This is a genomic window from Leclercia sp. LSNIH3, from assembly GCF_002935105.1.
GTDB lineage: Bacteria > Pseudomonadota > Gammaproteobacteria > Enterobacterales > Enterobacteriaceae > Enterobacter > Enterobacter adecarboxylatus.
Genome location: NZ_CP026387.1, coordinates 2,340,297 through 2,361,082 on the forward strand (window position 1 = coordinate 2,340,297; position 20,786 = coordinate 2,361,082).

A 20,786-nucleotide genomic window follows, 5' to 3' on the forward strand; every position below is an offset into this window, starting at 1 on the left:
GTGCAGCGCTCTGGCGCTTCATCCCATGGGAAAATATTCGTAGAATATTGAGATTAATCCTCTTCGGACGCAGACATGGCTTACTCCATTGGCGAATTCGCCAGACTCAGTGGCATCACTCCTACCACGCTGCGGGCGTGGCAGCGTCGCTACGGTTTACTCAAGCCGCTGCGCACCGAGGGCGGCCATCGCCAGTACAGCGACGAGGATGTCCAGCAGGCGTTAAAAATCCTCGACTGGGTGAAAAAAGGCGTGCCCATCGGCCAGGTCAAGCCGCTGCTGGAACGCCCTGTTCCCAGCCGTACCAACAACTGGCAAACGCTGCAACAGAACATGCTGGAACGTTTACAGGCGGGCAGAATCGAATCCCTGCGCCAGATGATCTACGATGCCGGTCGTGAGTACCCGCGCCCGGCGCTGGTCGTGAACGTGTTACGCCCGCTGCGCAGCCTGGTGTCGGCCAACGTTCCCGCCGCCATGACCCTGCGCGAAATCCTTGATGGCATTATCATCTCTTACACCTCGTTTTGCCTTGAAGCCGATAAAAAAGCGCCGGGCGATAACCTCCTGATTAGCGGCTGGCACCTGAACGACCCGTGCGAGATTTGGCTCGAAGCCTTAGCGCGCACCGGCCAGGGCCACCGTATCAACCTCCTGCCCATTCCCCCTGCCGCACTGGCACCGGAGATATTCCCCGATCGCCAATGGCTGCTGGTCACCAGCGCTAAACTCACCGCCGTGCGCCGAAAACAGGTGGAACAGTGGCAACAGCAGGTTGCCCTTGAGGTGATTATCCTCTGATTATTTTGTCCTGCGGTAATGTTCACGAAAAGTTGAATATTTTCCCGCGCGGCAAATGCTAACGTTTTCCTGTGACTTATCACTCCACAGGAAAAGATGATGAAAAAAACTGCCCCTCTGCTGTTGCTGGCCTCTATGGCCTTTGCCCCTGTCGCCTTTAGCGCCCCTGTTGGCACCCTGAGCGTGCATATCCTTGATCAGCAAACCGGCACACCGCCACCGGGCGTTACCGTCACGCTGGAAAAGCAGCAGCAGGATAAATGGACCCCGCTGGCCAGCGGCAAAACCGACCAGGATGGCCGCATCAAGTCGCTCTATCCGGCGGATCAGGATATGCAGCCAGGCGTCTATAAAGTGACCTTCAAAACGGCCGAATACTTCCACGGCAACAAGCTGGAGTCATTCTTCCCGGAGATCCCGGTGCTGTTTACCGTCACCCGCACCAACGAAAAGCTGCACATTCCACTGCTGCTCAGCCAGTACGGTTATTCGACCTACAAAGGCAGCTAAAAGTTATTGATATTGTTAAACAATAAAAAATAACTCCGCCAATACTTGGACAAAATAATCATTTTGTGTAACTTTTATAGAGAGACTCTGGAGGTGCACATCATGACAACGAAACCTGTACTGGGTATTAGCGGATGTTTGACCGGCTCCGCCGTTCGCTTCGACGGCGGGCATAAGCGTATGGGCTTTGTCATGGATGAACTGGCTGAGTGGGTTAACTTCCGCCCTGTTTGCCCGGAAATGGCGATCGGCCTGCCGACGCCCCGTCCCGCTCTGCGTCTGACGAAGACTGCCAGCAGTGAGATACAGATGCGGTTCAGCAAAGCACCTCATGAAGATGTCACCCAAAAAATGGCCGATTTTGCGGCAGGTTATGTGCCGAAAATGGGCGATCTCTGCGGTTTTATCGTCTGCGCGAAATCCCCTAGCTGCGGCATGGAGCGTGTGCGTCTGTATGACGAAAAAGGCAATGCGGGCCAAAAGGAGGGTGTCGGGCTGTTCACCGCTGCCCTGCTTGAAAAATGGCCCTGGCTGCCGGTGGAAGAAGATGGACGCCTGCACGACCCGGTACTGCGGGAAAACTTTGTGGAGCGGGTTTTTGCTCTGCATGAGTTGAATACGCTGCGGGCAAACGGCCTGACGCGCCACGCGCTGCTCGACTTCCACAGCCGTTACAAACTCCAGCTGCTGGCACACCATCAGGCGGGCTACCGCGAAATTAGCCCCTTCGTCGCCTCGCTGCACGAATGGGACGATCTGGAAGCCTTCTTCGAGGCGTACCGCGAAAAACTGATGGCGATCCTCAGGAAACCCGCCTCACGGAAAAATCACACCAACGTGCTGATGCATATTCAGGGCTATTTCCGTAACCAGCTGAACAGCCGCCAGCGCGGCGAACTGCGTGATGTGATCCTGCATTACCGTGACGGATTGCTGCCTATTCTCGCCCCGCTGACACTCCTGAAACACTATCTGGCCGAATACCCTGACCGGTATCTGATGACGCAAAATTACTTTGATCCCTATCCAGATGACCTGGGTTTACGTCTGGCCGTGATCTGAATTCAAACGCGAGGCCCCATTGACCCTGAAAGGCCCGAAGCACTACCCCGTTTAGACGACACCTCACTGTCGTCTTTTTTTTTGCACTTTGCCGGAAACACTGTAACTTTGTACAGGTTAAGTCCGCAAAATTGGGTTCGCTTATGATCACTACCCTGCATATCCAAAACTACCGCTCGATTCGCGATCTCTCCCTTGAGCTGGAGCAGCTCAATATCGTTTTCGGCCCAAATGGCACCGGAAAATCCAATATTTACAAGGCGATCCACCTGATGCACAGCGCGGCACAGGGGCAATTCTCCCAGGCGCTGGCCAATGAGGGCGGGATTTTAAAGGTCTTCTGGGCGGGCAAAACCCGCAGCGATCAGCTGCGACGCATGAACCTCGCGGTAGAAACCGAGACTTACGAATATGAGCTTCAGGTGGGCTTTGTCGAAAAACTGCCTTATCCCTCGCAGTTCCAGCTCGATCCGGTGATCAAAGAGGAGTCCATCTGGCTGAGCGGTCAGCACCGTCGCCCGTCGTCACAGCTGATGAAGCGCAAGAATCAGGCCGTGTTTCTCAATAACGTGCACCACGAAAAAGTGACCCACAGCGGCACGCTGTACGAGAACGAATCGGTATTCGGACAGCTGGGTGAACCGCACCTCTACCCGGAGGTGTCGCAGATGCGTGAGTCCCTGCGTAACTGGCGCTTTTATCATGAGTTTTCGGTCGCAACCGGCTCGGCGATGCGTGCGCCGCAGGTGGGGTTCCGCTCCCCGGTGCTGGCCAGCGACGGCGCAAACCTGGCCGCGGCCTTTCAGACCATTGTCGAGATTGGCGACGAGATGCTGCTGATGCGTATTCTCGACCAGGCTTTTCCGGGCTGCGTGTTTTACAGCGACAATACTGGCGGGCGTTTTCGCATGATGATGCAGCGCGAAGGCTTAAGCAGACCGCTGGAGCCTGCGGAGTTCTCCGACGGCACGCTGCGTTTTTTGTGTCTGGCGGTGGCACTGTTAAGCCCGCGTCCGCCCGCGTTTATCGCGCTCAACGAACCGGAAAACAGCCTGCATCCGCAGATGCTGCCCGCGCTGGCGAGCCTGATTGCGGAGGCCAGCCGTTACTCGCAGATCTGGCTCACCAGTCACTCGCCAGAGCTGGCAAGGTTGATTGAAAAGCACCGCGCGTTTTCGCTGTATCAGCTGTCGATGGTGGAGGGAGAGACGAAGATGGAGAAGCTGGGATAGCTGGGGTAAATGCGGGGCGCGCCCCGCATGTCTGCTATTCCCAACCCGGCACTGCCCCGCCGTTGAAGATCGTCTCTGCCGCCTTCGCCACTTCTGGCGACTGATACGCCTGAACAAATTCCTTCACGTTTTCGGCATCTTTATTGTCTTCCCGCGCCACCACGATGTTCACGTACGGCGAGTGTTTATCTTCGATAAAGACGCTGTCATGCACCGGTGACAGCCCGGTTTGCTGGAGATAGGTGGTACTGATAATCGCCACATCCACTTTCGGATCGTCCAGTACGCGCGGCAGCTGCGCCCCTTCCAGCTCCATGATGTTCAGCTTTTTCGGGTTAGCGGTGATATCCAGCGATGTCGGCAGCAAGCCCACGTCCGGTTTCAGGGTGATCAGCTTTTCGTTTTGCAGCAGCAGCAGCGCACGGCCCAGGTTGGTCGGGTCATTGGGGATGGCGACAGTTGCGCCGTCTTTCAGCTCAGTCACGGATTTGATCTTGCGGGAATAGCCCGCCATCGGGAAGACAAAGGTGTTGCCGACGGCCACCAGCTTGTAGCCGTGCGCTTTGTTATCTTCCGCGAGGAACGGGCGATGCTGGAAGACGTTAGCATCCAGCTCCCCGTGACTGGTGGCATCGTTCGGCAGCAGCGAGCCGCTAAAGCCCACCAGCTCGACATCAAGACCGAATTTCTCTTTCGCCACTTTTTTGGCGACTTCCGCCACGTCCTGCTCGGCACCGTTAATCACGCCGACTTTAATGTGTTTAGCATCGCTGCCGTTTTGATCACAGCCCGCCAGCAGCAGGCCAGCGAGAAGAAGCGCACCCAATCGAAGTTTCACCCGTCATATCCTTTTGATAACTGTTTTCCCGACTATATCGGCAACGCAGCGGCAGGCTAAAAAACGAAATGGCATCAGTAAGAAGGATAAGTTATATGCGGGTAGTGCCCGGTAAGCGTCGCGCCACCGGGCATGGGTATCAGGCCTGTTTCTTCCGTAACGGCGTTTCGCGCAAAAACCACGACAGCGCAAACGCCAGCACCATAATCCCTGCCGCCATCAGGAACACCGCATGAATGGCGGAGCCGAAGGCATCCAGATAGTTCAGGCGCAGGGCGTCAGGCAGATGGTGAATGGCGGCGGGGTTCATCTCCCGCGGCAGTTCGGTGCCCTCGGGTATCCGTGCCATCAGGCCCGACTGCAACACGTGAGTGAAGACCGCGCCAAACAGCGCCACGCCAATCGCCCCACCAATAGAGCGGAACAGCGTCACGCCGGAGGTCGCCACACCATACTGATCCGCAGAGACGCTGTTCTGCACCGCCAGCACCAGCACCTGCATCACCAGACCCAGCCCCGCCCCCAGCACGCCGGTAAAGAGGTACAACTGCCAGACCGGTGAATCAATGGTGATCCGCGTCAGCAACGCCATGCCGATCACACCTAACAGGGTGCCCAGGATCGGGAACAGGCGGTATTTCCCGGTGCGGCTGATAATGCGACCGCTGATAATCGAGGTCAGCAGCAGTCCGCCCATCAACGGGATCAGCTGTAACCCGGCCTCGGTCGGGGTGGCGTCTTTGACAATCTGCAGATAGAGCGGCAGGAACGTCACCGAGCCAAACAGCGACATGCCGATGATAAAGCCAATCAGACTGCACAGCAGAAAGCTGCGATCCCGGAAGAGCGACAGCGGAATAATCGGCTCCCACGCCAGACGCTCCTCATAGATAAACCCGGCGATGCCCGTCAGGCCAAAGGCCAGAATGCACCACAGCTGCGGATCGCTCCACTCGCGTACCGTACCCCCTTCGCTGGTAAACAGGATAATGCACAGCAGCGCCATGCTGAGGTAAATCGCCCCCAGATAGTCGATCTCATGTTTATTACGCTTCGCACTGCCGTGGAATACCGCGCCGATCACCAGCAGGGCAAACAGCCCCAGCGGCAGGTTGATGTAAAAGATCCAGCGCCAGGAGGCGTGCTGCACCAGAAAACCACCGACCAGCGGGCCGATCACCGTCGCCAGACCAAAAACCCCACCGAACAGCCCCTGATAGCGGCCACGATCGGCAGGCGGGATGACATCGGCCACCGCCGCCATGCTGATCACCATCAGCCCGCCGCCGCCTAACCCCTGTAAAGCGCGCATCAGCACCAGTTGGGTCATGTTCTGCGCCAGCCCGCACAGGGCGGAGCCAAGCAGAAACAAGACTATCGCGATTTGCAGTACGATTTTGCGGCCAAAGAGATCGCCAAACTTGCCGTACAGCGGCACCACGATAGTGGAACTCAGGATATACGCCGTCACCACCCAGGAGAGCTTATCCAGCCCGCCAAGCTCGCCCACAATGGTGGGCAACGCCGTGGAGACGATGGTCTGATCGAGGGCCGACAGCAGCATTACCAGCAAGAGCGCGCTGAACAACAGCCGGACAGAAGGCGCGTTTTTGGTTTGCGTTGTCGATTCGGATGCCATAAAACACCGCTTGAAATTAATTAATTGGGTAATTAATATTTAATGAAGTTATGAATCAGGTCAAGGGATCCTCCGCGCATGTCAGCACATAAAGATAATTCTGAACCCAGGCCACAGGCCCGCCGCCCGGGGCGTCCGCGCGGAAGCAAACCCACCGCCACCAGCCGGGAACAATTGCTGGATATCGCGCTGGATCTCTTTTCGCGTCAGGGGATTGCCCGCACCTCCCTCAACGCCATTGCCAAAGAGGCGGGCGTGACGCCGGCGATGCTGCACTACTACTTCAACTCCCGCGAGCAACTGCTCGATGCCATGATCGAGGAGCGTTTTTTGCCGCTGCGCAGCGCCATTGGCGCGCTGTTCAGCGCCCACCCGGACGATCCGGTGACCGCCCTGACGTTAATGGTGAAAAAGCTGGCCGATCTGGCCGTCGAACACCGCTGGTTCGCACCGCTATGGATGCAGGAAGTGATCGGAGAAATGCCGGTGCTGCGGACGCATCTGCAGGCCCGGTTTGGTGATGAGAAATATCAGGCGACGCTGGAAACCATTGCCCGCTGGCAACAGGAGGGAAAACTGAACCGCGACCTGGCACCCGAGCTGCTGTTCACCACCCTGTTAAGCCTGGTGCTGGTGCCCTTTTCACGGATGCGGAATGACGAGAGGTTACATACCCTCTCGCCTGACAGCATCGTGCGCCATGCGCTGGCGGTGATCGGTAGCGGTATTGGCGCTTAAAGCGCCTTCGACAGGTAATGGCGCTGTATGCCCGGGTAAGGAAAATCGTTCAGCGTCATTTCAAGCTTATAGCCCTGCTTTTCATAAAACGGACGCGCCTGGAAACTGAAGGTATCCACCAGCGCATGGCGACAACCCTGACGTCGCGCTTCGCCTTCGGCGGCATCCATCAGTTGTCGTCCCAGCCCGCTGCCGCGCTTCTCGTCGCTGACCCACAGATATTTAATGTTCAGCCACTCGCCCTGGCGATTGCCGATAAGACCGCCGCGCATTTTGCCGCCCTCATCGCGGGCATACACGGCGATATCATTCCCCACGCGGGAAAAATCAATAAACTGGCTGTTGTAGATCCGCAACTGCTGCAGTAACTCTTCTTGTTCTTGTTCGGTAATGGTGTCGGTAATACTCAGTTGCATATCATTCTCCCGTTACGTTGCTTCTCGACTATCCCACATTCTGCCGACGATAAAAACACCAAAATCTGGCGTAACGCGCGCTAAAAAATGTAAGTGCAATCAATGCCAAATTCCCTTTGCGAACATCATCACCTTTTGTTGCGTGACTGTCACCCGCCGTCACAAATTTTTCATTTGCGCTTATCTGCCTGGTCAGTTCTGTGGCTACGCTTATTCATACCCTGGAGCAACTATTCGCAAAATTAATACTTTCGGCTGGGGTCGAAAACAGGGATGTAACGATATATTTCATAAACGTGTGTGGTTTTCCCGGAGGTTTCCATGAAGTCAGCGCACCTGTTTTGCCTGGTAGTCTGCTTGCTTTTTGCCGCCTTCGTTCATGCTCAGGAACTGAACGACCCGGTAAAATTAGAACAAATGAAACAGTCGGTTTTGAAGGATGTAAAGAAAGCCTGTGCCCCGCAACGCAAGCAAAGTGATAAAGAGTGGCAGGCGATGATCATGGCCTCGGAAGCCAATCAGATGCTGGTCAAAAATGCGGTCGTGGCGATGGAACGGAACAACCAGGAAGGTTACTGGGATGCCGTGAGTCAGGTGGACTGCATGGAGGATTACTGATTACGCATTAAGGGGCCATGCAGCCCCCTTAATTTTTTACCGCCGCACGTCTGGAATAATTAAATCCCCACGCAGCACATACGAACCCAGCATCTGGGTCTTCTCATTCAGCCAGGTGACGATACGTGCCGCCATGGCATCCATCGAGTATTCAATCGCCGGGATGGTCGGAATACCCGGCAGATGCAGCGATCCCGCCAGACTGAACACCATGATGTCGCCCGGTACTGACCTGTTGAACGCCTGCAGCTGCGGGATCACCCGCTGTGCTTCCTGTTCGTCGGCGACCAGTAAGGCATTGAAATTCAGTGTGCTGGCGTTGTTGAGCAGCTCCTGCAGGGCCACGGAGGATGACGTGGCTTCCATAAACACCAGGTTGCGATTAAACGGCAGGAAGTTCTTCTCCAGCCCATGCTTGTAGCCCAGCAGTACCTGATCGGCAAAGCCGCTACCGTGCGGGTGGATCAGGGCAATCTGGCGTCGGCCCTGGCTGGCGAGGAAGTTACAGGCGGTTTCCGCGGCAAAAGCATGGTCGTACTGGATGCTGTTGACGTTGTTGGTTTCCATGCAGTCCACCAGGATGACATTCTCCTGATCGATGTGCAGCGGGAAACGGGCGCCGATAATCAGAATGTCATCGCATAATCCGCAGGAGAGTTCATCCAGCGCGCCCATGACTTCGGCTTTGGTGTTGGCGAAGCGAAGCAGCAGGTGCTTCTGGTGCTGGCTGAGGTGTTTTTCCAGCGCGTACAGGTAACCCGTGGTTTGATTAATGTTGTCCTGCGCGCAAATGACGCCGATACAGCCGGTAGACTGGCTCAGCAGCGACTGGGCAATGACATTTGGCCGATAGTTCAGCTCTTCCACCGCTTTTAGTACGGCCTGGCGGCTGGCTTCCTTTACGCCGCGCGATCCGCTCAACACCCGTGATACCGTGGCTTTGGACACCCCGGCCAGACGTGATACATCGTTGATTGTAGACATCTTTATCCCCTGACAGGTCGCTCCAGGCACCTGTAATTCCTGAATCCACTTCGGCTCATATTATAGCCACTGAGGAGTATATCTGTTTCCGTTTTCCATGGAAACCGATTTTCCGTTTCCACTCCATATGCTGCAAAATCAGTCAAAATACGTGACCTGAATCCGATAATAAGGCGCGATAAGTAAGGGATCTTGATGGCTGTCACACTTCTGTCTTATACCAATGGAAACCGGTTTCCATATGTTATCCAATCATCCCCGCAATAACTATTTACATTTTGAGGATGGTTGTCGATGTTCAAGATAATGCTGTGCTGTTCTGCCGGGATGTCCACCAGCCTGCTGGTTCGGAAAATGGTCGAAGCCGCGAACGAACGCGGTTTACCGGTCAAAATCGATGCGTACGGTGTTTCAGAATTTGATACACAGTTTCCGCAATACCAGGTGGTGCTTCTCGGACCCCAGGTCAAATACATGTTAAAAACGCTCTCAGACAAGGCTGCCACCCAGGGCATACCCGTACAGTCCATCGATACAATGGATTACGGTATGCAACGTGGCGATAAAGTGCTGGACTATGCTCTGTCGCTCATCGAAGCGGCACACTAAGAAGGTGTTCTCATGAGTTCGTTATATCAATCTATGGTTGCCGTCATTGAGCAGTCCATCGCGCCGCTGGCAGGCAAGCTGGGCCAGCAGAAGTACGTGATTGCCATCCGTGACGGCTTTACCGCCGCGCTGCCGTTTATGATCATCGGCTCGTTTATGTTGGTATTTATCTTCCCGCCGTTCTCCGCAGATACCACTAACAGCTTTGCCCGCGGCTGGCTCGATTTCTCTGAGACGTACCGCGAACAGCTGATGCTGCCGTTTAACCTCAGCATGGGCGTGATGACGTTCTTCATCTCGGTAGGGATTGGTGCCAGTCTGGGCCGTCAGTTTAATCTCGACCCGGTGATGTCCGGCCTGCTGGCCTTTATGGCGTTCCTGCTGGTGGCCGCGCCGTATGCCGACGGTAAAATCTCTACCCAGTATCTGTCGGGCCAGGGGATCTTCACCGCGCTGATCACCTCTATCTATGCCACCCGCGTTTACGCCTGGCTGAAGGATCATAAAGTCACCATCCGTCTGCCGAAAGAAGTGCCCACCGGCGTGGCGCGCTCGTTTGAAATCCTGATCCCGGTCGTGGTGATCATCGGTACGCTGCACCCGCTGAACCTGTTTATCGAAGCGCAAACCGGGATGATCATTCCGCAGGCCATTATGCACCTGCTGGAGCCGCTGGTTTCCGCCTCTGACTCCCTGCCTGCCATTCTGCTCTCTGTGCTGCTGTGCCAGATCTTCTGGTTCGCCGGTATCCATGGTGCGCTGATTGTCACCGGCATCATGAACCCGTTCTGGATGGCTAACCTCTCTGCCAACCAGGCCGCACTGGCTGCCGGCGCTGCGCTGCCGCACGTCTATCTGCAGGGCTTCTGGGATCACTACCTGCTGATTGGTGGCGTGGGTTCTACCCTGCCGCTGGCCTTCCTGCTGCTGCGCAGCCGCGTAACCCACCTGCGTACCATCGGCAAAATGGGCGTGGTACCAAGCTTCTTTAATATCAACGAACCTATTTTGTTCGGTGCGCCGATCATCATGAACCCGATGCTGTTTATTCCGTTCGTGTTCGTTCCGATGATCAACGCTTGTCTGGCGTATACCGCCACCAAACTCGGCTGGCTGGCACAGGTCGTCTCGCTGACGCCGTGGACCACTCCGGCTCCCATTGGTGCCTCCTGGGCGGCAAACTGGGCACTCAGTCCGGTGGTGATGTGCGTCATATGTATGGTGATGTCGGCGCTGATGTATTTACCGTTCCTGCGTGCTTATGAGCGTTCTTTGCTGAAAACCGAAGAACAAAAAGCGCAGGCAACCGTAGGTGCAGCAGAGACCGTCGGCAATTAAGTCAAAGAGGACGTTTTATGAAATATGCATTTCCCGAAAACTTCTGGTGGGGTAGCGCCTGTTCTGCACTGCAAACCGAAGGGGAAAGCCAGGGCAGTGGTAAGGGATTAACCACCTGGGATCACTGGTTCGCTACTGAGCCGAATCGCTTTCACAATGGGGTAGGACCGCAAAATACCTCCACGTTTTATCAGCACTGGAAAGCCGACATTCAGCTGTTAAAGCAGCTGAACCACAATAGCTTTCGCACCTCGATAAGCTGGGCGCGCCTGATCCCGGACGGCGTGGGTGAAGTAAACCAGGAGGCGGTCGCGTTCTACAATCAGGTGATCGACGAGCTGCTTGCCCAGGGCGTGACGCCGTTTATCACCCTGTTCCACTTCGACATGCCGATGGCGATGCAGGAGATCGGCGGGTGGGAAAACCGTGATGTGGTCGCGGCCTATGCCCGCTACGCAGAAACCTGCTTTGAGCTTTTTGGTGATCGGGTAATGCACTGGTTTACCTTTAACGAGCCGATTGTGCCGGTAGAGGGCGGGTATTTGTATGACTTCCACTACCCGAACGTGGTTGATTTCCGCCGCGCGGCAACCGTGGCCTATCACACCGTGCTGGCCCATGCGCAGGCGGTTCGTGCCTTTCGCGCCGGGCATTTCGCCGGTGAGATTGGCATTGTGCTGAACCTGACACCGTCCTATCCGCGTTCGCAGAATCCGGCGGATGTGAAGGCCGCGCACCATTGCGACCTGCTGTTTAACCGCAGCTTCCTCGACCCGGTGCTGTGCGGGGAATACCCGGCGGATCTGGTGGCGATGCTGAAGGCACACGATCAGCTGCCTGCCTGTCTGCCGGAAGACAGCGCGCTGATTGCCGACGGCAAAATCGACCTGCTGGGGGTTAACTACTACCAGCCGCGTCGGGTGAAGTGTCGTGATACGGCCATCAATCCACAGGCACCCTTTATGCCGGAGTGGTTCTTCGACAGCTACGAAATGCCAGGCCGTAAAATGAACCCGTACCGTGGCTGGGAAATTTACGAGCCGGGTATTTACGATATTCTCATTAACCTGCGCGATAATTACGGCAACCCTCGCTGTTTTATTTCTGAAAATGGCATGGGCGTCGAAAACGAGCAGCGTTTTATTGAGAACGGCCAGATTAATGATCAATACCGTATCGATTTTATTTCTGAACACCTTAAATGGCTACATAAAGGAATTAGCGAAGGCTGTAATTGTCTTGGCTATCATATGTGGACATTTATTGATAACTGGTCATGGTGTAATGCCTATAAAAACCGCTACGGTTTTATCCAGCTGGATTTAACCACGCAGCAGCGCACCATTAAAAAGAGCGGAGAATGGTTTGCCGAAACCTCTCTGAATAATAGTTTCGATAAATAGAGTAATAGATGATGATTGCCTTAGAAGAAGCCGTAATGGAAATCATCGTCAATGCTGGTCAGTCGCGCAGCCTGTGCTTTGAAGCACTGCATGCTGCGCGGCAGGGCAACTTTGACGAAGCGAAAAGCCTGCTGCGCGAAGCCGATGGCTACGCGCGCCAGGCGCACCATATGCAGACCAAACTGATCGAGCAGGACGCGGGTGAAGCCCGCCAGCCGATGACGTTAATTATGGTACACGCCCAGGATCATTTAATGAACTCGCTGCTGGCCCGTGAATTATCCGAAGAAATTATTCACCTGTATCAGCGTTAATAGTAAATATTAGCCATGGAGTGAATGTTACGATAATAGTGTAAAGCCTCTGTACCCTAAAAAATAAAAATCAACTTGTTCTGATGACAGCGACATATTCTGTCAATGCGGAACGGGGTGGTTATTGTCTGAATAAAATTTAAATATATTGAGATAACCATGAATATGATTAAAAAACTTCCATTAACAATGGCGGTTATCGCCGCGCTTTGCCCAATTTCTGTCCTCGCCCAGGAATTCACGCAGGAGCAAATCGACGCCATTGTGGCCAAAGCGGTGGACAAAGCCCTGGCCGAGCGCCAGGCAAAAATGGATGCTGCGGTGGCGAAAAAGGCCGACGTGGTGACCGAGCCGCAGAGCGCCGCCCAGTCCCCGGATATGGCCATCCCGTTCGGCATTAAATTTACCGGCTATGCCCGCTACGGCGCGCACTTCCAGGCCGCCGACCAGAAATACGTCGCGGTGGACGGCTCCTACAACGGCGCCTCGGCCATTGGTCGTCTGGGCAACGAAGGCAACGGCGGCGAGTTCCAGCTTTCGAAAGCCTTTAAGGGCGAAAACGGCGCCATCTGGGACGTCAACGTGATGATCGACCACTGGGGCGACGAGGTGAACCTGAAAAAAGCCTACGCCGGGGTGACCAACATTCTGGCATCCAACCCGAACGCCTATATCTGGGCCGGGCGTGATTTCCACCAGCGTCCGCAGCAGGGCATCAACGACTACTTCTGGATGAACCACGACGGCCAGGGTGCCGGGGTGAAGAACTTCGACATCGGCGGGGTGCAGTTTGACGTGGCCACCGTGGCGGCAGTCGAATCCTGCAGCCCGGAAGTGATGGACGACGAGGCTAACCCGTCGCGCATCACCTGTACCGGCGGCTCCGGCACCGGGGACAAAGGCAACTACGCGGCCACCTCCAAAATTCACGGCATGAAGCTCGGCCCGATCGACCTGGAGCTGTATGCCAACTACGGCTTTGACTCGAAAGCCATCGACACCGAAGAGCGGACCAACGCCTGGCAGGGTGGCGTGGTCCTGAGCCACACCAGTGACAGCGGCGTGAACAAGGTGATTGCCCGTTACTCTGATAACGCTGACAACAGCGTGTACAACAAAACCGAGGACCTGACCACGGTCTACGCCAGCTTCGAAGGGCTGTACAAGTTCACCCAGGCGACCCAGGTGGAGTACCTGCTGGCCTTCCACGACTATGACAACAGCCGGGACAATACCGACAACCGTAAGAACTACAACGCCATCGTGCGTCCGATGCACTGGTGGAACGACGTTCACTCCACCTGGCTGGAGGCGGGCTGGCAGCATGTGGATTACGACAACGGCGGGGATAACAAGGGCTGGAAGCTGACCCTGTCGCAGAACATGTCCATCGCCATGGGGCCGGAGTTCCGTCCGATGCTGCGCTTCTACGTCACCGGCGGCAAGGTGGATAACGAGCGCACCGCCCGCGTGAACAACACCCGGGATGAAACGCTGGACGACTTCAACGTCGGCGCGATGTGGGAAGCCTGGTTCTAGGCAAGGTAAAAGCAAAACGGCAACATGCGTTGCCGTTTTTCATGTTTGCCCCCTCTCCCCATGGGAGAGGCCCGGCGTGGGGGCATCAGGCTGTACGCAACCATGCTATGCTGTTGGCCGAATAAAAACCAACATCGCAGGGGAGAACATGGGTTCCACACGTAAAGGGATGCTGAACGTCCTGATCGCCGCCATTTTATGGGGCAGCTCAGGCGTTTGCGCGCAGTACATCATGGAGAAAAGTCAGATCTCTTCACCTTATCTCACCATGATCCGCCTGCTGTTTACCGGCGTGATCCTGCTGACGCTCTCATTCGTCCACGGCGACAAGATTTTCTCGGTCATCAAAAATCGTAAGGATGCTATCAGCCTGCTGATTTTCTCCCTGTTCGGGGCGCTGATCGTCCAACTTACTTTCCTGGTCACCATTGAGAAATCCAACGCCGCCACCGCCACCGTACTACAGTTCCTGTCGCCGACCATTATCGTGGCGTGGTTCGCGCTGGCGCGCAAAAAGCGCCCGGGCATTTTCGTGCTGGCGGCGATCATGACGTCGCTGATCGGCACCTTTTTACTGGTCACGCACGGCGATCCCACCTCGCTGACCATCTCTCCGGCAGCGCTCTGCTGGGGCATCGCCTCCGCCTTCGCCGCGGCGTTTTATACCACCTACCCTTCCACGCTGATTGCCCGCTACGGCACCCTGCCAATCGTCGGCTGGAGTATGCTGCTGGCCGGACTGATGTTAACGCCGTTCTATGCCGGGCGCGGGACCACCTTCGTGATCGACGGTAGCCTGCTGCTGGCATTCTTCTATCTGGTGGTGATTGGCACAGCGGTAACCTTCAGCCTGTATCTGAAAGGCGCGCAGATGATTGGCGGGCCGAAGGCGAGCATTCTGAGCTGCGCCGAGCCACTGAGCAGCGCCCTGCTGTCGGTTATTTTACTGGGCGTGGCGTTTACCCTGCCTGACTGGCTGGGCACGCTATTGATTGTCTCGTCGGTGGTGTTGATTTCGATGGATTCGAGAAGACGGGTTCAGACATCAGCCTGATTTCCCCTCACCCTAACCCTCTCCCCAAAGGGGCGAGGGGACTGTCCGGTGCGGTCTTTTCACGCTCTCGCCAGGGGGCAAGGGGATTGCCCGGGGCGGTCTTTTCACGCTCTCCCCAGGGGGCCAGGGAATTGCCCGGTGCAGGCTTTTCACCCTCGCCCCTTTGGGGAGAGGGCCGGGGAGAGGGGCGAATTTAGGACTTCGCCCTCACCTTCGCTGCCACCAGCAGCGCCGTCAGCAGCATCAGCGTGCCGGAAATCACCAGCGGTGACGTCAGCCCCAGATGGTCGAGCGCCACGCCGCCCACCGCTGCACCGCAGGTGTTTGCCAGCTGGATCACCGCTACCTGAATCGACCCGGCTTTTTCGGCCTGATCGGCCAGCGAGCGGGTGATCCACGTCGACCAGCCCACCGGTACCAGCGCAAAGGCAAAGCCCCAGATAATCGCAATCGCCGAAGCCACCCACTTATCGCTGCCCCACAGAATAAGCACGGCAGCGCTGATTGCCAGCACCAGCGGCGCACCTGCGAGCGCAAATTTCAGCGAGCGTTTCAGGAACTGCGCCGACAGCGAGGTGCCGACAAAACTGGCGATACCAAAGCTCAGCAGCACCAGCGTCAGGCCATCGACGTCGAACCCGGCCATGGTCATAAATACCGGGCGGATGTAGGTAAAGAACGCAAACTGCCCGGCGAAGGACATAAAGATAGCCGTCATCCCCGCCAGCACGCCGGGGCGCTTCAGTAGGCTGAACATGTTCTGCTTATGGTGCGCGGCTTCGCCCGGCAGCGACGGCAGCGCTTTCCACACCCACAGAATGCACAGCAACCCCATCACCGCGGCACCGTTAAAGACGTTGCGCCAGCCGATGATCCCGCCGAGGAAGCTGCCCAGCGGCGCAGCGATCACCAGCGCGATGGAGACCGCACCAAAGATAACCGAGAGCGCTTTCGGCACGGTACGCGCCGGTACCAGCCGCATGGTGAGCGAGGCCGACATTGCCCAGAATCCGCCCAGACCCAGCCCAAGGCAGGCGCGCCCCAGCAGCAGCAACATAAAGTTATCGGCAAAGGAGACCAGCAGGCACGAGAGCGTCAGCAGGACAGAAAAGAGGATCACCACCTTGCGGCGATCGGTGGTGCCAATCGCCTGGGTAATAAACAGGCTGGCAAACATGGCAACAAAGGCGGTGACGGTAACCGACTGACCCGCCAGCCCTTCAGAAATGCCCAGATCCTGCGCCATCGGCGTCAGCAGGCTGACCGGCAAAAACTCCACGGTAATCAGGCAGGCGACGCAAAACGCCACGGAAAAAACCGCCGACCAGTTCGGGCGGGAGACCGCTTCAACATGGGGCGAAGGGGCGGATTGGATCTGTTCTGTCATGGCATCACCTGAGGAGAAAACGAGCGAGAAAGCCGTGCAGTTTAACAGTTAAAGTGTGATCTATTTAACGTTTAGACAACTTTTGGCACTTTTTGCCGGGCGGCGCATGCACCGGGCTACAGGTCAGGCAGGCCCGGTAAGCGTCGCGCCACCGGGCAAGGTGGAATCAATGCAGAAAGAAGACCCCCTCTTCCGGCAGGAAGAGTTGGTTATAGCGCAGCTGGAAGGCGTTAAGTTCGTACGGATCGGGTTCCATATCGCGCATAAAGCCGAGCGCCAGACGAATCTGGGCATCGGTGATCGGCGCAGCGAGACGCGCCTTGCGCAGCAGGCGATACCAGTTCAGCAGGTTGTTTTCACTGCTGTCGACAATGCACACCTGCCAGATCAGCAGCACCTGAGCGGCATTTTGCAGATGCGCCTCGTCCGGGCGCTCCAGGTAGCGGATAAACTCATTGCCGGCGGTTTTGCCAAACTGATCGATCATCGACTCCAGCGGCACAGGGGTGATCCCCAGACGTTCACTGAGACGACGAATGGCGCGTCGGGGTCCCGACGTCATGACGCGAAAGCCCACCACAAACACCACGGCAAGCGTAGCCAGCATTATCCAGACCATGAACTCTCCTTACGGTTAGCCGTGCATGATATCGGGAAATGCGGTGTATCGACAGCAGACAACATCGGATTAATAAACGGAGAAACAGTGGATCGGGGCCATGAAAACAGATATCCGCCCGGCAAAGCATCCAGGCGAATATCAGCGTGCAATGAAAGTCAGATCAGCGTGTCTGCAAGCCCTTCAGCAGCGCCTCGTGGAAACGCTGCGGATCCTGCATCTGCGGGGCGTGGCCCATGTCGTTAAACTCGACCAGCGTCGCCTGAGGAATGCGTTTTGCCGTCTCTTTGCCCAGCACCGCGTAGTTGCCCAGCGTCTTGCGCACCTCCGGCGGGGCGAGATCTTTGCCGATGGCGGTGTTGTCCTTCGTGCCGATCATCAATAATACCGGCATCTTCAGCTCGCTGAATTCATAGATCACCGGCTGGGTATAAATCATGTCGTAGAGCAGCGCCGAGTTCCAGGCGACACGCTCTTTGCCCGGCCCGTTATTCAGCCCGGCGAGCATGGTGACCCAGCGCTCGTATTCCGGCTTCCACTCCCCGGCGTAGTAGGTGTTTTTTTCGTACTCGCGAATGCCGTCGGCGCTGGTTTTCAGCTCCCGCTGATACCACTTATCCACGGTGATATGCGGCACGCCGCGTGCTTTCCAGTCTTCCAGGCCAATCGGATTCACCATCACCAGCTGTTCTACCTGCTGCGGCCACATCAGCGCATAGCGGGTTGCCAGCATGCCGCCGGTGGAGTGCCCAATAACGGTGACGCGATCGATGTCCAGCGCTTTCAGCAACGCATGGGTATTGTCTGTCAGCTGCTGGAAGGTGTACTGATAGCGTTCCGGCTTAGTGGATTTGCAAAAACCGATCTGATCGGGGGCCACCACGCGATAGCCGCTGGCGGTGAGCGCGCGAATAGTATCTTCCCAGGTTCCGGCGCAGAAGTTTTTACCGTGCATCAGCACCACGGTACGGCCGTTGGCTTTTTCCGGCTTAACATCCAGATACGCCATATCAAGCGACTGGTTTTGCGAGGTAAAGGTGAAATGTTTCACCGGCCAGGCGTAGTCAAAACCTTCCAGCTTTTCGCCATAGGTGGGGGTATCGGCAGCCATGGCGGGTGAGGTCAGTGCCACCAGCAGCGCAAGACAGGACAATCGTCGGGTCAACATGCAAGCTCTCCATTAGCAAAAGGGGCTAAGGCTGCACGAAAGGCGGCAGCAAAAAAACTGTAGAGCATGGGGCAGATCGAGGGTGTAAAGCGGGGTAAAGGTTTGCGGGTTTTCCCTGGTGAAAAACCCGGCGCGAGGCCGGGCGGGGTTCGACTCTTACAGAATACCGGTTGTTACCCGGAAATGACGGGTTTCCCGGGACGCAAGCTGGATCAGGCTGCCGCTGTTTTGCGCCGCCAGGAATCCTTCCGGGCGGCAGGTGGCCGGAAGCACGAAGGCCGCAACCTGCTGATCGCCGTTATAGAGGATCCAGCGGGTGGCGTACTTCAGCTCAGCACTGCTAAAGCGCGTAACAAAGGTGGTGCCATCGGGTGCGATCATGCGGAATTCCGGGCTATCCGTGTAGCGATCGAGCCGGTCGGCGAAAAAGACAATCTCGGGATCGTAAAAGTGCGGTTCAGAGAGCGTCTTCAAAGTGGCTTCGCCCTGCTGGAGCCGTTGGTTGAACGCCAGCCACTGTTCGGTCGGCTTCACGTGCGCCGGAATCGACTCGCGCAGCTGAATAGCCTCATCCAGGACGTTCTGGCTGAAGGTCGCCCCTTCAACATACGCATAGTTCATATGGCACATGTACTGCAGCGGCATGGGAACCGTCGCCAGATTGGTCACCGACATGGCGATATCAAACAGGGCGCTCTCTTTACGTAACGTCACCGCTGGCTGCGCCTGATAATGATGACCGAATCCCATCACATACTCATAGCGACCGGTCACCGTCAGGCTATCGCCGTCCAGCTCCAGCCAGGCGTCATCCATTGGCGCGCAGGGCATTTCGCCGTGCAGAGGATGGGCGTCCTCCGGCGACGGACAGCCGTTTGCCAGCAGGCCAGAGTGAAAGGCGAAGCAGCCATAGGTTTCGATAACCTCTTTTGCCGCTTTTGGCTGGCTGAACATATTGCGCATCGTCAGGTCGCGGCCATCGAACTCCGCATCCCAGATCATCTGCCCCAGCCAGGGCAGGATCACCAGGTGGCCGCGGCTGTTTTGCACCCGCAGCCCTTCCACGCCGCTGGCGTAGCGAAACGCCGTCACCGTGAAGTCATCATTTTGCAGCAGAGTGCGCGGCTGTTCAGTAAAGAGCGCGCGCCACAGGGGAAGTTGCGTCATCATGATTCTCCTCAGGAAGCGGTGGCTTCGGTCAATTCACGGCGCACTTTGCTCTCACGCCAGAAGTAAACCCCGACGTAGACAAAGCACAGCATGGAGACCAGGAACGAGGCCTGTAACGAATGGAACAGGTCCGCGACATAGCCCTGCACCGCAGGGACGACCGCCGCACCGACAATCGCCATCACAATGACCGCGCCTGCCATTTCGGTATGCTCGTTGTCCACGGTATCCAGCGTGCCTGCATAGATGGTTGCCCAGCACGGCCCGAACAGAATGCTCACCAGCACCGCCACGTAGACCGCGCTAAAGCTCGGTGCCAGCGCCACGTATGCCAGGAACAGCGCGCCGATAACCGAGTACAGAATAAGCACCTTCGCCGGGTTGAAGCGGGTCATCAGAATGTTGGCGACAAACTTGCCGATGAAGAAGCAGGCAAAGCTGTACACCATAAAGTTAGAGGCGTCGCGTTCGTTGATATCCCCTAGCTCCAGCGCCAGACGGATGGTGAACGACCACACCGCGACCTGCATGCCCACATAGAGGAACTGCGCCACGATACCGCGACGGAAGCGGGCATTGGTAGAGAGGTAACGCAGCGTATCCATTGCCGACGGGCGCTTACGTTCTGCGGTTTGCGCCACTTTGCAGGTTGGGAAGCGGGTCAACAGGAACAGAACCATCACCACAACCAGCACCATAATCATGTACTTATATGGCTCAAGCGTGTTTTCCAGCATCAGGATCTTAAAGTTATGGATCTGTTCAGCGTTCATGCCCGCCATCTGTTTTTCCAGGCTGTCGCCTTCGGAGAAGACCAGATATTTACCCAGCAGGATGCCCGCCGCAGCACCTATCGGATAGAAGGTCTGGCTGACGTTGAGGCGCAGCGTGGCATAGGCTTTGGGGCCAATCATTGAGCTGTAGGTGTTGGCCGCCGTTTCAAGGAAGCTCAAACCAATGGCAATGGCAAAAATTGCCGCCAGGAACATGGTGTAAGTTGCCATGTGCGAAGCGGGGAAAAAGAGCGTACAGCCCACGATATAGAGCGTTAATCCGATTAAGATCGCCACTTTATAGCTGGTCTTTTTAATGACCAGCGAGGCCGGAATAGCAATAAGGAAATAGCCGCCATAAAACGCGCTTTGCACCAGTGCTGAGGCAAAATTACTGAGTGCAAAGACGCTTTTAAACTGCGTAATTAAAATATCATTTAAAGCAGCAGCGCATCCCCATAACGGGAATAAGCAGGATAACAAAATAAACTGGAACAGAGGGGTTTTATTCAGATAGCCGTCAGGCATCTGAATGATGTTTTTATCGTTCATAGTGCTACCTTTTATTTCGCAG

General features: G+C 56.2%; 21 protein-coding genes. 12 read left to right on the forward strand and 9 right to left on the reverse strand.

The window, feature by feature from the left end; genetic code table 11:
• The first annotated feature begins 75 nt into the window (after positions 1-75).
• From C3F35_RS11320 to C3F35_RS11335, 4 genes are all read left to right on the forward strand, one after another.
• Positions 76-801, forward strand: coding sequence for a MerR family transcriptional regulator (locus C3F35_RS11320; protein WP_103793381.1), 726 nt, complete (start codon positions 76-78; stop codon positions 799-801).
• 99 nt (positions 802-900) lie between these two features.
• Positions 901-1,311 (forward strand): hydroxyisourate hydrolase, encoded by a 411-nt coding sequence (uraH, locus tag C3F35_RS11325; protein WP_032615656.1) that lies wholly within the window; start codon positions 901-903, stop codon positions 1,309-1,311.
• A 102-nt stretch (positions 1,312-1,413) separates the two neighbouring features.
• Positions 1,414-2,373, forward strand: a complete 960-nt coding sequence (locus tag C3F35_RS11330; protein ID WP_103793382.1) for a YbgA family protein — start codon at positions 1,414-1,416, stop codon at positions 2,371-2,373.
• Between the two features lie 143 nt (positions 2,374-2,516).
• Positions 2,517-3,605 (forward strand): AAA family ATPase, encoded by a 1,089-nt coding sequence (locus C3F35_RS11335; protein WP_059309027.1) that lies wholly within the window; start codon positions 2,517-2,519, stop codon positions 3,603-3,605.
• A 34-nt stretch (positions 3,606-3,639) separates the two neighbouring features.
• Here the strand turns inward: C3F35_RS11335 and nlpA are convergent, their stop codons facing one another.
• Positions 3,640-4,443, reverse strand: a complete 804-nt coding sequence (nlpA, locus tag C3F35_RS11340) for a lipoprotein NlpA (protein WP_103793383.1) — start codon at positions 4,441-4,443, stop codon at positions 3,640-3,642.
• A gap of 139 nt (positions 4,444-4,582) precedes the next feature.
• Positions 4,583-6,082 carry an MDR family MFS transporter gene (locus C3F35_RS11345; protein WP_032615648.1) on the reverse strand — a complete coding sequence of 500 codons (1,500 nt, stop codon included), beginning with the start codon at positions 6,080-6,082 and terminating at the stop codon, positions 4,583-4,585.
• Between the two features lie 78 nt (positions 6,083-6,160).
• Between C3F35_RS11345 and C3F35_RS11350 the strand changes: the two genes are divergently transcribed.
• The gene (locus C3F35_RS11350; RefSeq protein ID WP_032615646.1) at positions 6,161-6,820 is read left to right on the forward strand and encodes a TetR/AcrR family transcriptional regulator; all 660 of its coding nucleotides are present in this window, start codon (positions 6,161-6,163) and stop codon (positions 6,818-6,820) included.
• Here the strand turns inward: C3F35_RS11350 and C3F35_RS11355 are convergent.
• Entirely contained in the window at positions 6,817-7,236 is a 420-nt protein-coding gene (locus C3F35_RS11355; RefSeq protein ID WP_032615644.1) for a GNAT family N-acetyltransferase, read from the reverse strand. The two genes, C3F35_RS11350 and C3F35_RS11355, sit on opposite strands and share 4 nt — an antisense overlap.
• A gap of 321 nt (positions 7,237-7,557) precedes the next feature.
• On the opposite strand from C3F35_RS11355, the gene C3F35_RS11360 reads away from it, so the two are divergent.
• Entirely contained in the window at positions 7,558-7,854 is a 297-nt protein-coding gene (locus tag C3F35_RS11360; protein ID WP_032615642.1) for a YicS family protein, read from the forward strand.
• Between the two features lie 36 nt (positions 7,855-7,890).
• Here C3F35_RS11360 and C3F35_RS11365 read toward each other — a convergent pair whose 3' ends face one another.
• Complete coding sequence (locus tag C3F35_RS11365) at positions 7,891-8,838, reverse strand: LacI family DNA-binding transcriptional regulator (protein ID WP_032615640.1); 948 nt, start codon at positions 8,836-8,838, stop codon at positions 7,891-7,893.
• 294 nt (positions 8,839-9,132) lie between these two features.
• Between C3F35_RS11365 and C3F35_RS11370 the strand changes: the two genes are divergently transcribed.
• The 6 genes from C3F35_RS11370 to C3F35_RS11395 all read left to right on the forward strand — a co-directional run bounded on the left by C3F35_RS11370 (position 9,133) and on the right by C3F35_RS11395 (position 15,095).
• A complete protein-coding gene (locus tag C3F35_RS11370) occupies positions 9,133-9,447 on the forward strand; it encodes a PTS sugar transporter subunit IIB (RefSeq protein ID WP_032615638.1) in 315 nt (104 codons plus the stop codon).
• A 12-nt stretch (positions 9,448-9,459) separates the two neighbouring features.
• On the forward strand, positions 9,460-10,785 hold the full coding sequence (locus C3F35_RS11375) for a PTS sugar transporter subunit IIC (protein WP_032615636.1): 1,326 nt from the start codon (positions 9,460-9,462) through the stop codon (positions 10,783-10,785).
• Positions 10,786-10,802: 17 nt separating this feature from the next.
• Positions 10,803-12,188, forward strand: a complete 1,386-nt coding sequence (locus C3F35_RS11380; protein ID WP_103793384.1) for a glycoside hydrolase family 1 protein — start codon at positions 10,803-10,805, stop codon at positions 12,186-12,188.
• A gap of 11 nt (positions 12,189-12,199) precedes the next feature.
• A complete protein-coding gene (locus tag C3F35_RS11385) occupies positions 12,200-12,502 on the forward strand; it encodes a PTS lactose/cellobiose transporter subunit IIA (protein WP_072250852.1) in 303 nt (100 codons plus the stop codon).
• A gap of 159 nt (positions 12,503-12,661) precedes the next feature.
• Complete coding sequence (locus C3F35_RS11390) at positions 12,662-14,041, forward strand: carbohydrate porin (RefSeq protein ID WP_059308333.1); 1,380 nt, start codon at positions 12,662-12,664, stop codon at positions 14,039-14,041.
• A 148-nt stretch (positions 14,042-14,189) separates the two neighbouring features.
• A complete protein-coding gene (locus C3F35_RS11395) occupies positions 14,190-15,095 on the forward strand; it encodes a DMT family transporter (RefSeq protein ID WP_032615626.1) in 906 nt (301 codons plus the stop codon).
• 193 nt (positions 15,096-15,288) lie between these two features.
• On the opposite strand, the gene nepI is transcribed toward C3F35_RS11395, so the two are convergent.
• From nepI to fucP, 5 genes are all read right to left on the reverse strand, one after another.
• Positions 15,289-16,482, reverse strand: a complete 1,194-nt coding sequence (gene nepI / locus C3F35_RS11400; protein ID WP_032615611.1) for a purine ribonucleoside efflux pump NepI — start codon at positions 16,480-16,482, stop codon at positions 15,289-15,291.
• Positions 16,483-16,648: 166 nt separating this feature from the next.
• Positions 16,649-17,101, reverse strand: a complete 453-nt coding sequence (locus C3F35_RS11405; protein WP_059309032.1) for a DUF1198 domain-containing protein — start codon at positions 17,099-17,101, stop codon at positions 16,649-16,651.
• Between the two features lie 163 nt (positions 17,102-17,264).
• On the reverse strand, positions 17,265-18,269 hold the full coding sequence (locus C3F35_RS11410) for an alpha/beta fold hydrolase (protein ID WP_103793440.1): 1,005 nt from the start codon (positions 18,267-18,269) through the stop codon (positions 17,265-17,267).
• Positions 18,270-18,425: 156 nt separating this feature from the next.
• Positions 18,426-19,439, reverse strand: a complete 1,014-nt coding sequence (locus C3F35_RS11415; protein ID WP_103793439.1) for an aldose 1-epimerase family protein — start codon at positions 19,437-19,439, stop codon at positions 18,426-18,428.
• Between the two features lie 8 nt (positions 19,440-19,447).
• Positions 19,448-20,764, reverse strand: coding sequence for an L-fucose:H+ symporter permease (fucP, locus tag C3F35_RS11420; RefSeq protein WP_059309035.1), 1,317 nt, complete (start codon positions 20,762-20,764; stop codon positions 19,448-19,450).
• Positions 20,765-20,786: the final 22 nt, after the last annotated feature.

Bases quoted from the DNA above. Each gene is read 5' to 3' on its own strand.
- C3F35_RS11390 (WP_059308333.1), top strand. From the start codon at position 12,662: ATGAATATGATTAAAAAACTTCCATTAACAATGGCGGTTATCGCCGCG.
- C3F35_RS11410 (WP_103793440.1), bottom strand. From the start codon at position 18,269: ATGTTGACCCGACGATTGTCCTGTCTTGCGCTGCTGGTGGCACTGACC.
- C3F35_RS11330 (WP_103793382.1), top strand. From the start codon at position 1,414: ATGACAACGAAACCTGTACTGGGTATTAGCGGATGTTTGACCGGCTCC.
- C3F35_RS11380 (WP_103793384.1), top strand. From the start codon at position 10,803: ATGAAATATGCATTTCCCGAAAACTTCTGGTGGGGTAGCGCCTGTTCT.
- fucP (WP_059309035.1), bottom strand. From the start codon at position 20,764: ATGAACGATAAAAACATCATTCAGATGCCTGACGGCTATCTGAATAAA.
- C3F35_RS11350 (WP_032615646.1), top strand. From the start codon at position 6,161: ATGTCAGCACATAAAGATAATTCTGAACCCAGGCCACAGGCCCGCCGC.
- C3F35_RS11335 (WP_059309027.1), top strand. From the start codon at position 2,517: ATGATCACTACCCTGCATATCCAAAACTACCGCTCGATTCGCGATCTC.
- C3F35_RS11375 (WP_032615636.1), top strand. From the start codon at position 9,460: ATGAGTTCGTTATATCAATCTATGGTTGCCGTCATTGAGCAGTCCATC.
- C3F35_RS11405 (WP_059309032.1), bottom strand. From the start codon at position 17,101: ATGGTCTGGATAATGCTGGCTACGCTTGCCGTGGTGTTTGTGGTGGGC.
- C3F35_RS11345 (WP_032615648.1), bottom strand. From the start codon at position 6,082: ATGGCATCCGAATCGACAACGCAAACCAAAAACGCGCCTTCTGTCCGG.
- C3F35_RS11365 (WP_032615640.1), bottom strand. From the start codon at position 8,838: ATGTCTACAATCAACGATGTATCACGTCTGGCCGGGGTGTCCAAAGCC.
- C3F35_RS11370 (WP_032615638.1), top strand. From the start codon at position 9,133: ATGTTCAAGATAATGCTGTGCTGTTCTGCCGGGATGTCCACCAGCCTG.
- nepI (WP_032615611.1), bottom strand. From the start codon at position 16,482: ATGACAGAACAGATCCAATCCGCCCCTTCGCCCCATGTTGAAGCGGTC.
- C3F35_RS11320 (WP_103793381.1), top strand. From the start codon at position 76: ATGGCTTACTCCATTGGCGAATTCGCCAGACTCAGTGGCATCACTCCT.
- uraH (WP_032615656.1), top strand. From the start codon at position 901: ATGAAAAAAACTGCCCCTCTGCTGTTGCTGGCCTCTATGGCCTTTGCC.
- C3F35_RS11395 (WP_032615626.1), top strand. From the start codon at position 14,190: ATGGGTTCCACACGTAAAGGGATGCTGAACGTCCTGATCGCCGCCATT.
- C3F35_RS11355 (WP_032615644.1), bottom strand. From the start codon at position 7,236: ATGCAACTGAGTATTACCGACACCATTACCGAACAAGAACAAGAAGAG.
- C3F35_RS11360 (WP_032615642.1), top strand. From the start codon at position 7,558: ATGAAGTCAGCGCACCTGTTTTGCCTGGTAGTCTGCTTGCTTTTTGCC.
- C3F35_RS11415 (WP_103793439.1), bottom strand. From the start codon at position 19,439: ATGATGACGCAACTTCCCCTGTGGCGCGCGCTCTTTACTGAACAGCCG.
- C3F35_RS11385 (WP_072250852.1), top strand. From the start codon at position 12,200: ATGATTGCCTTAGAAGAAGCCGTAATGGAAATCATCGTCAATGCTGGT.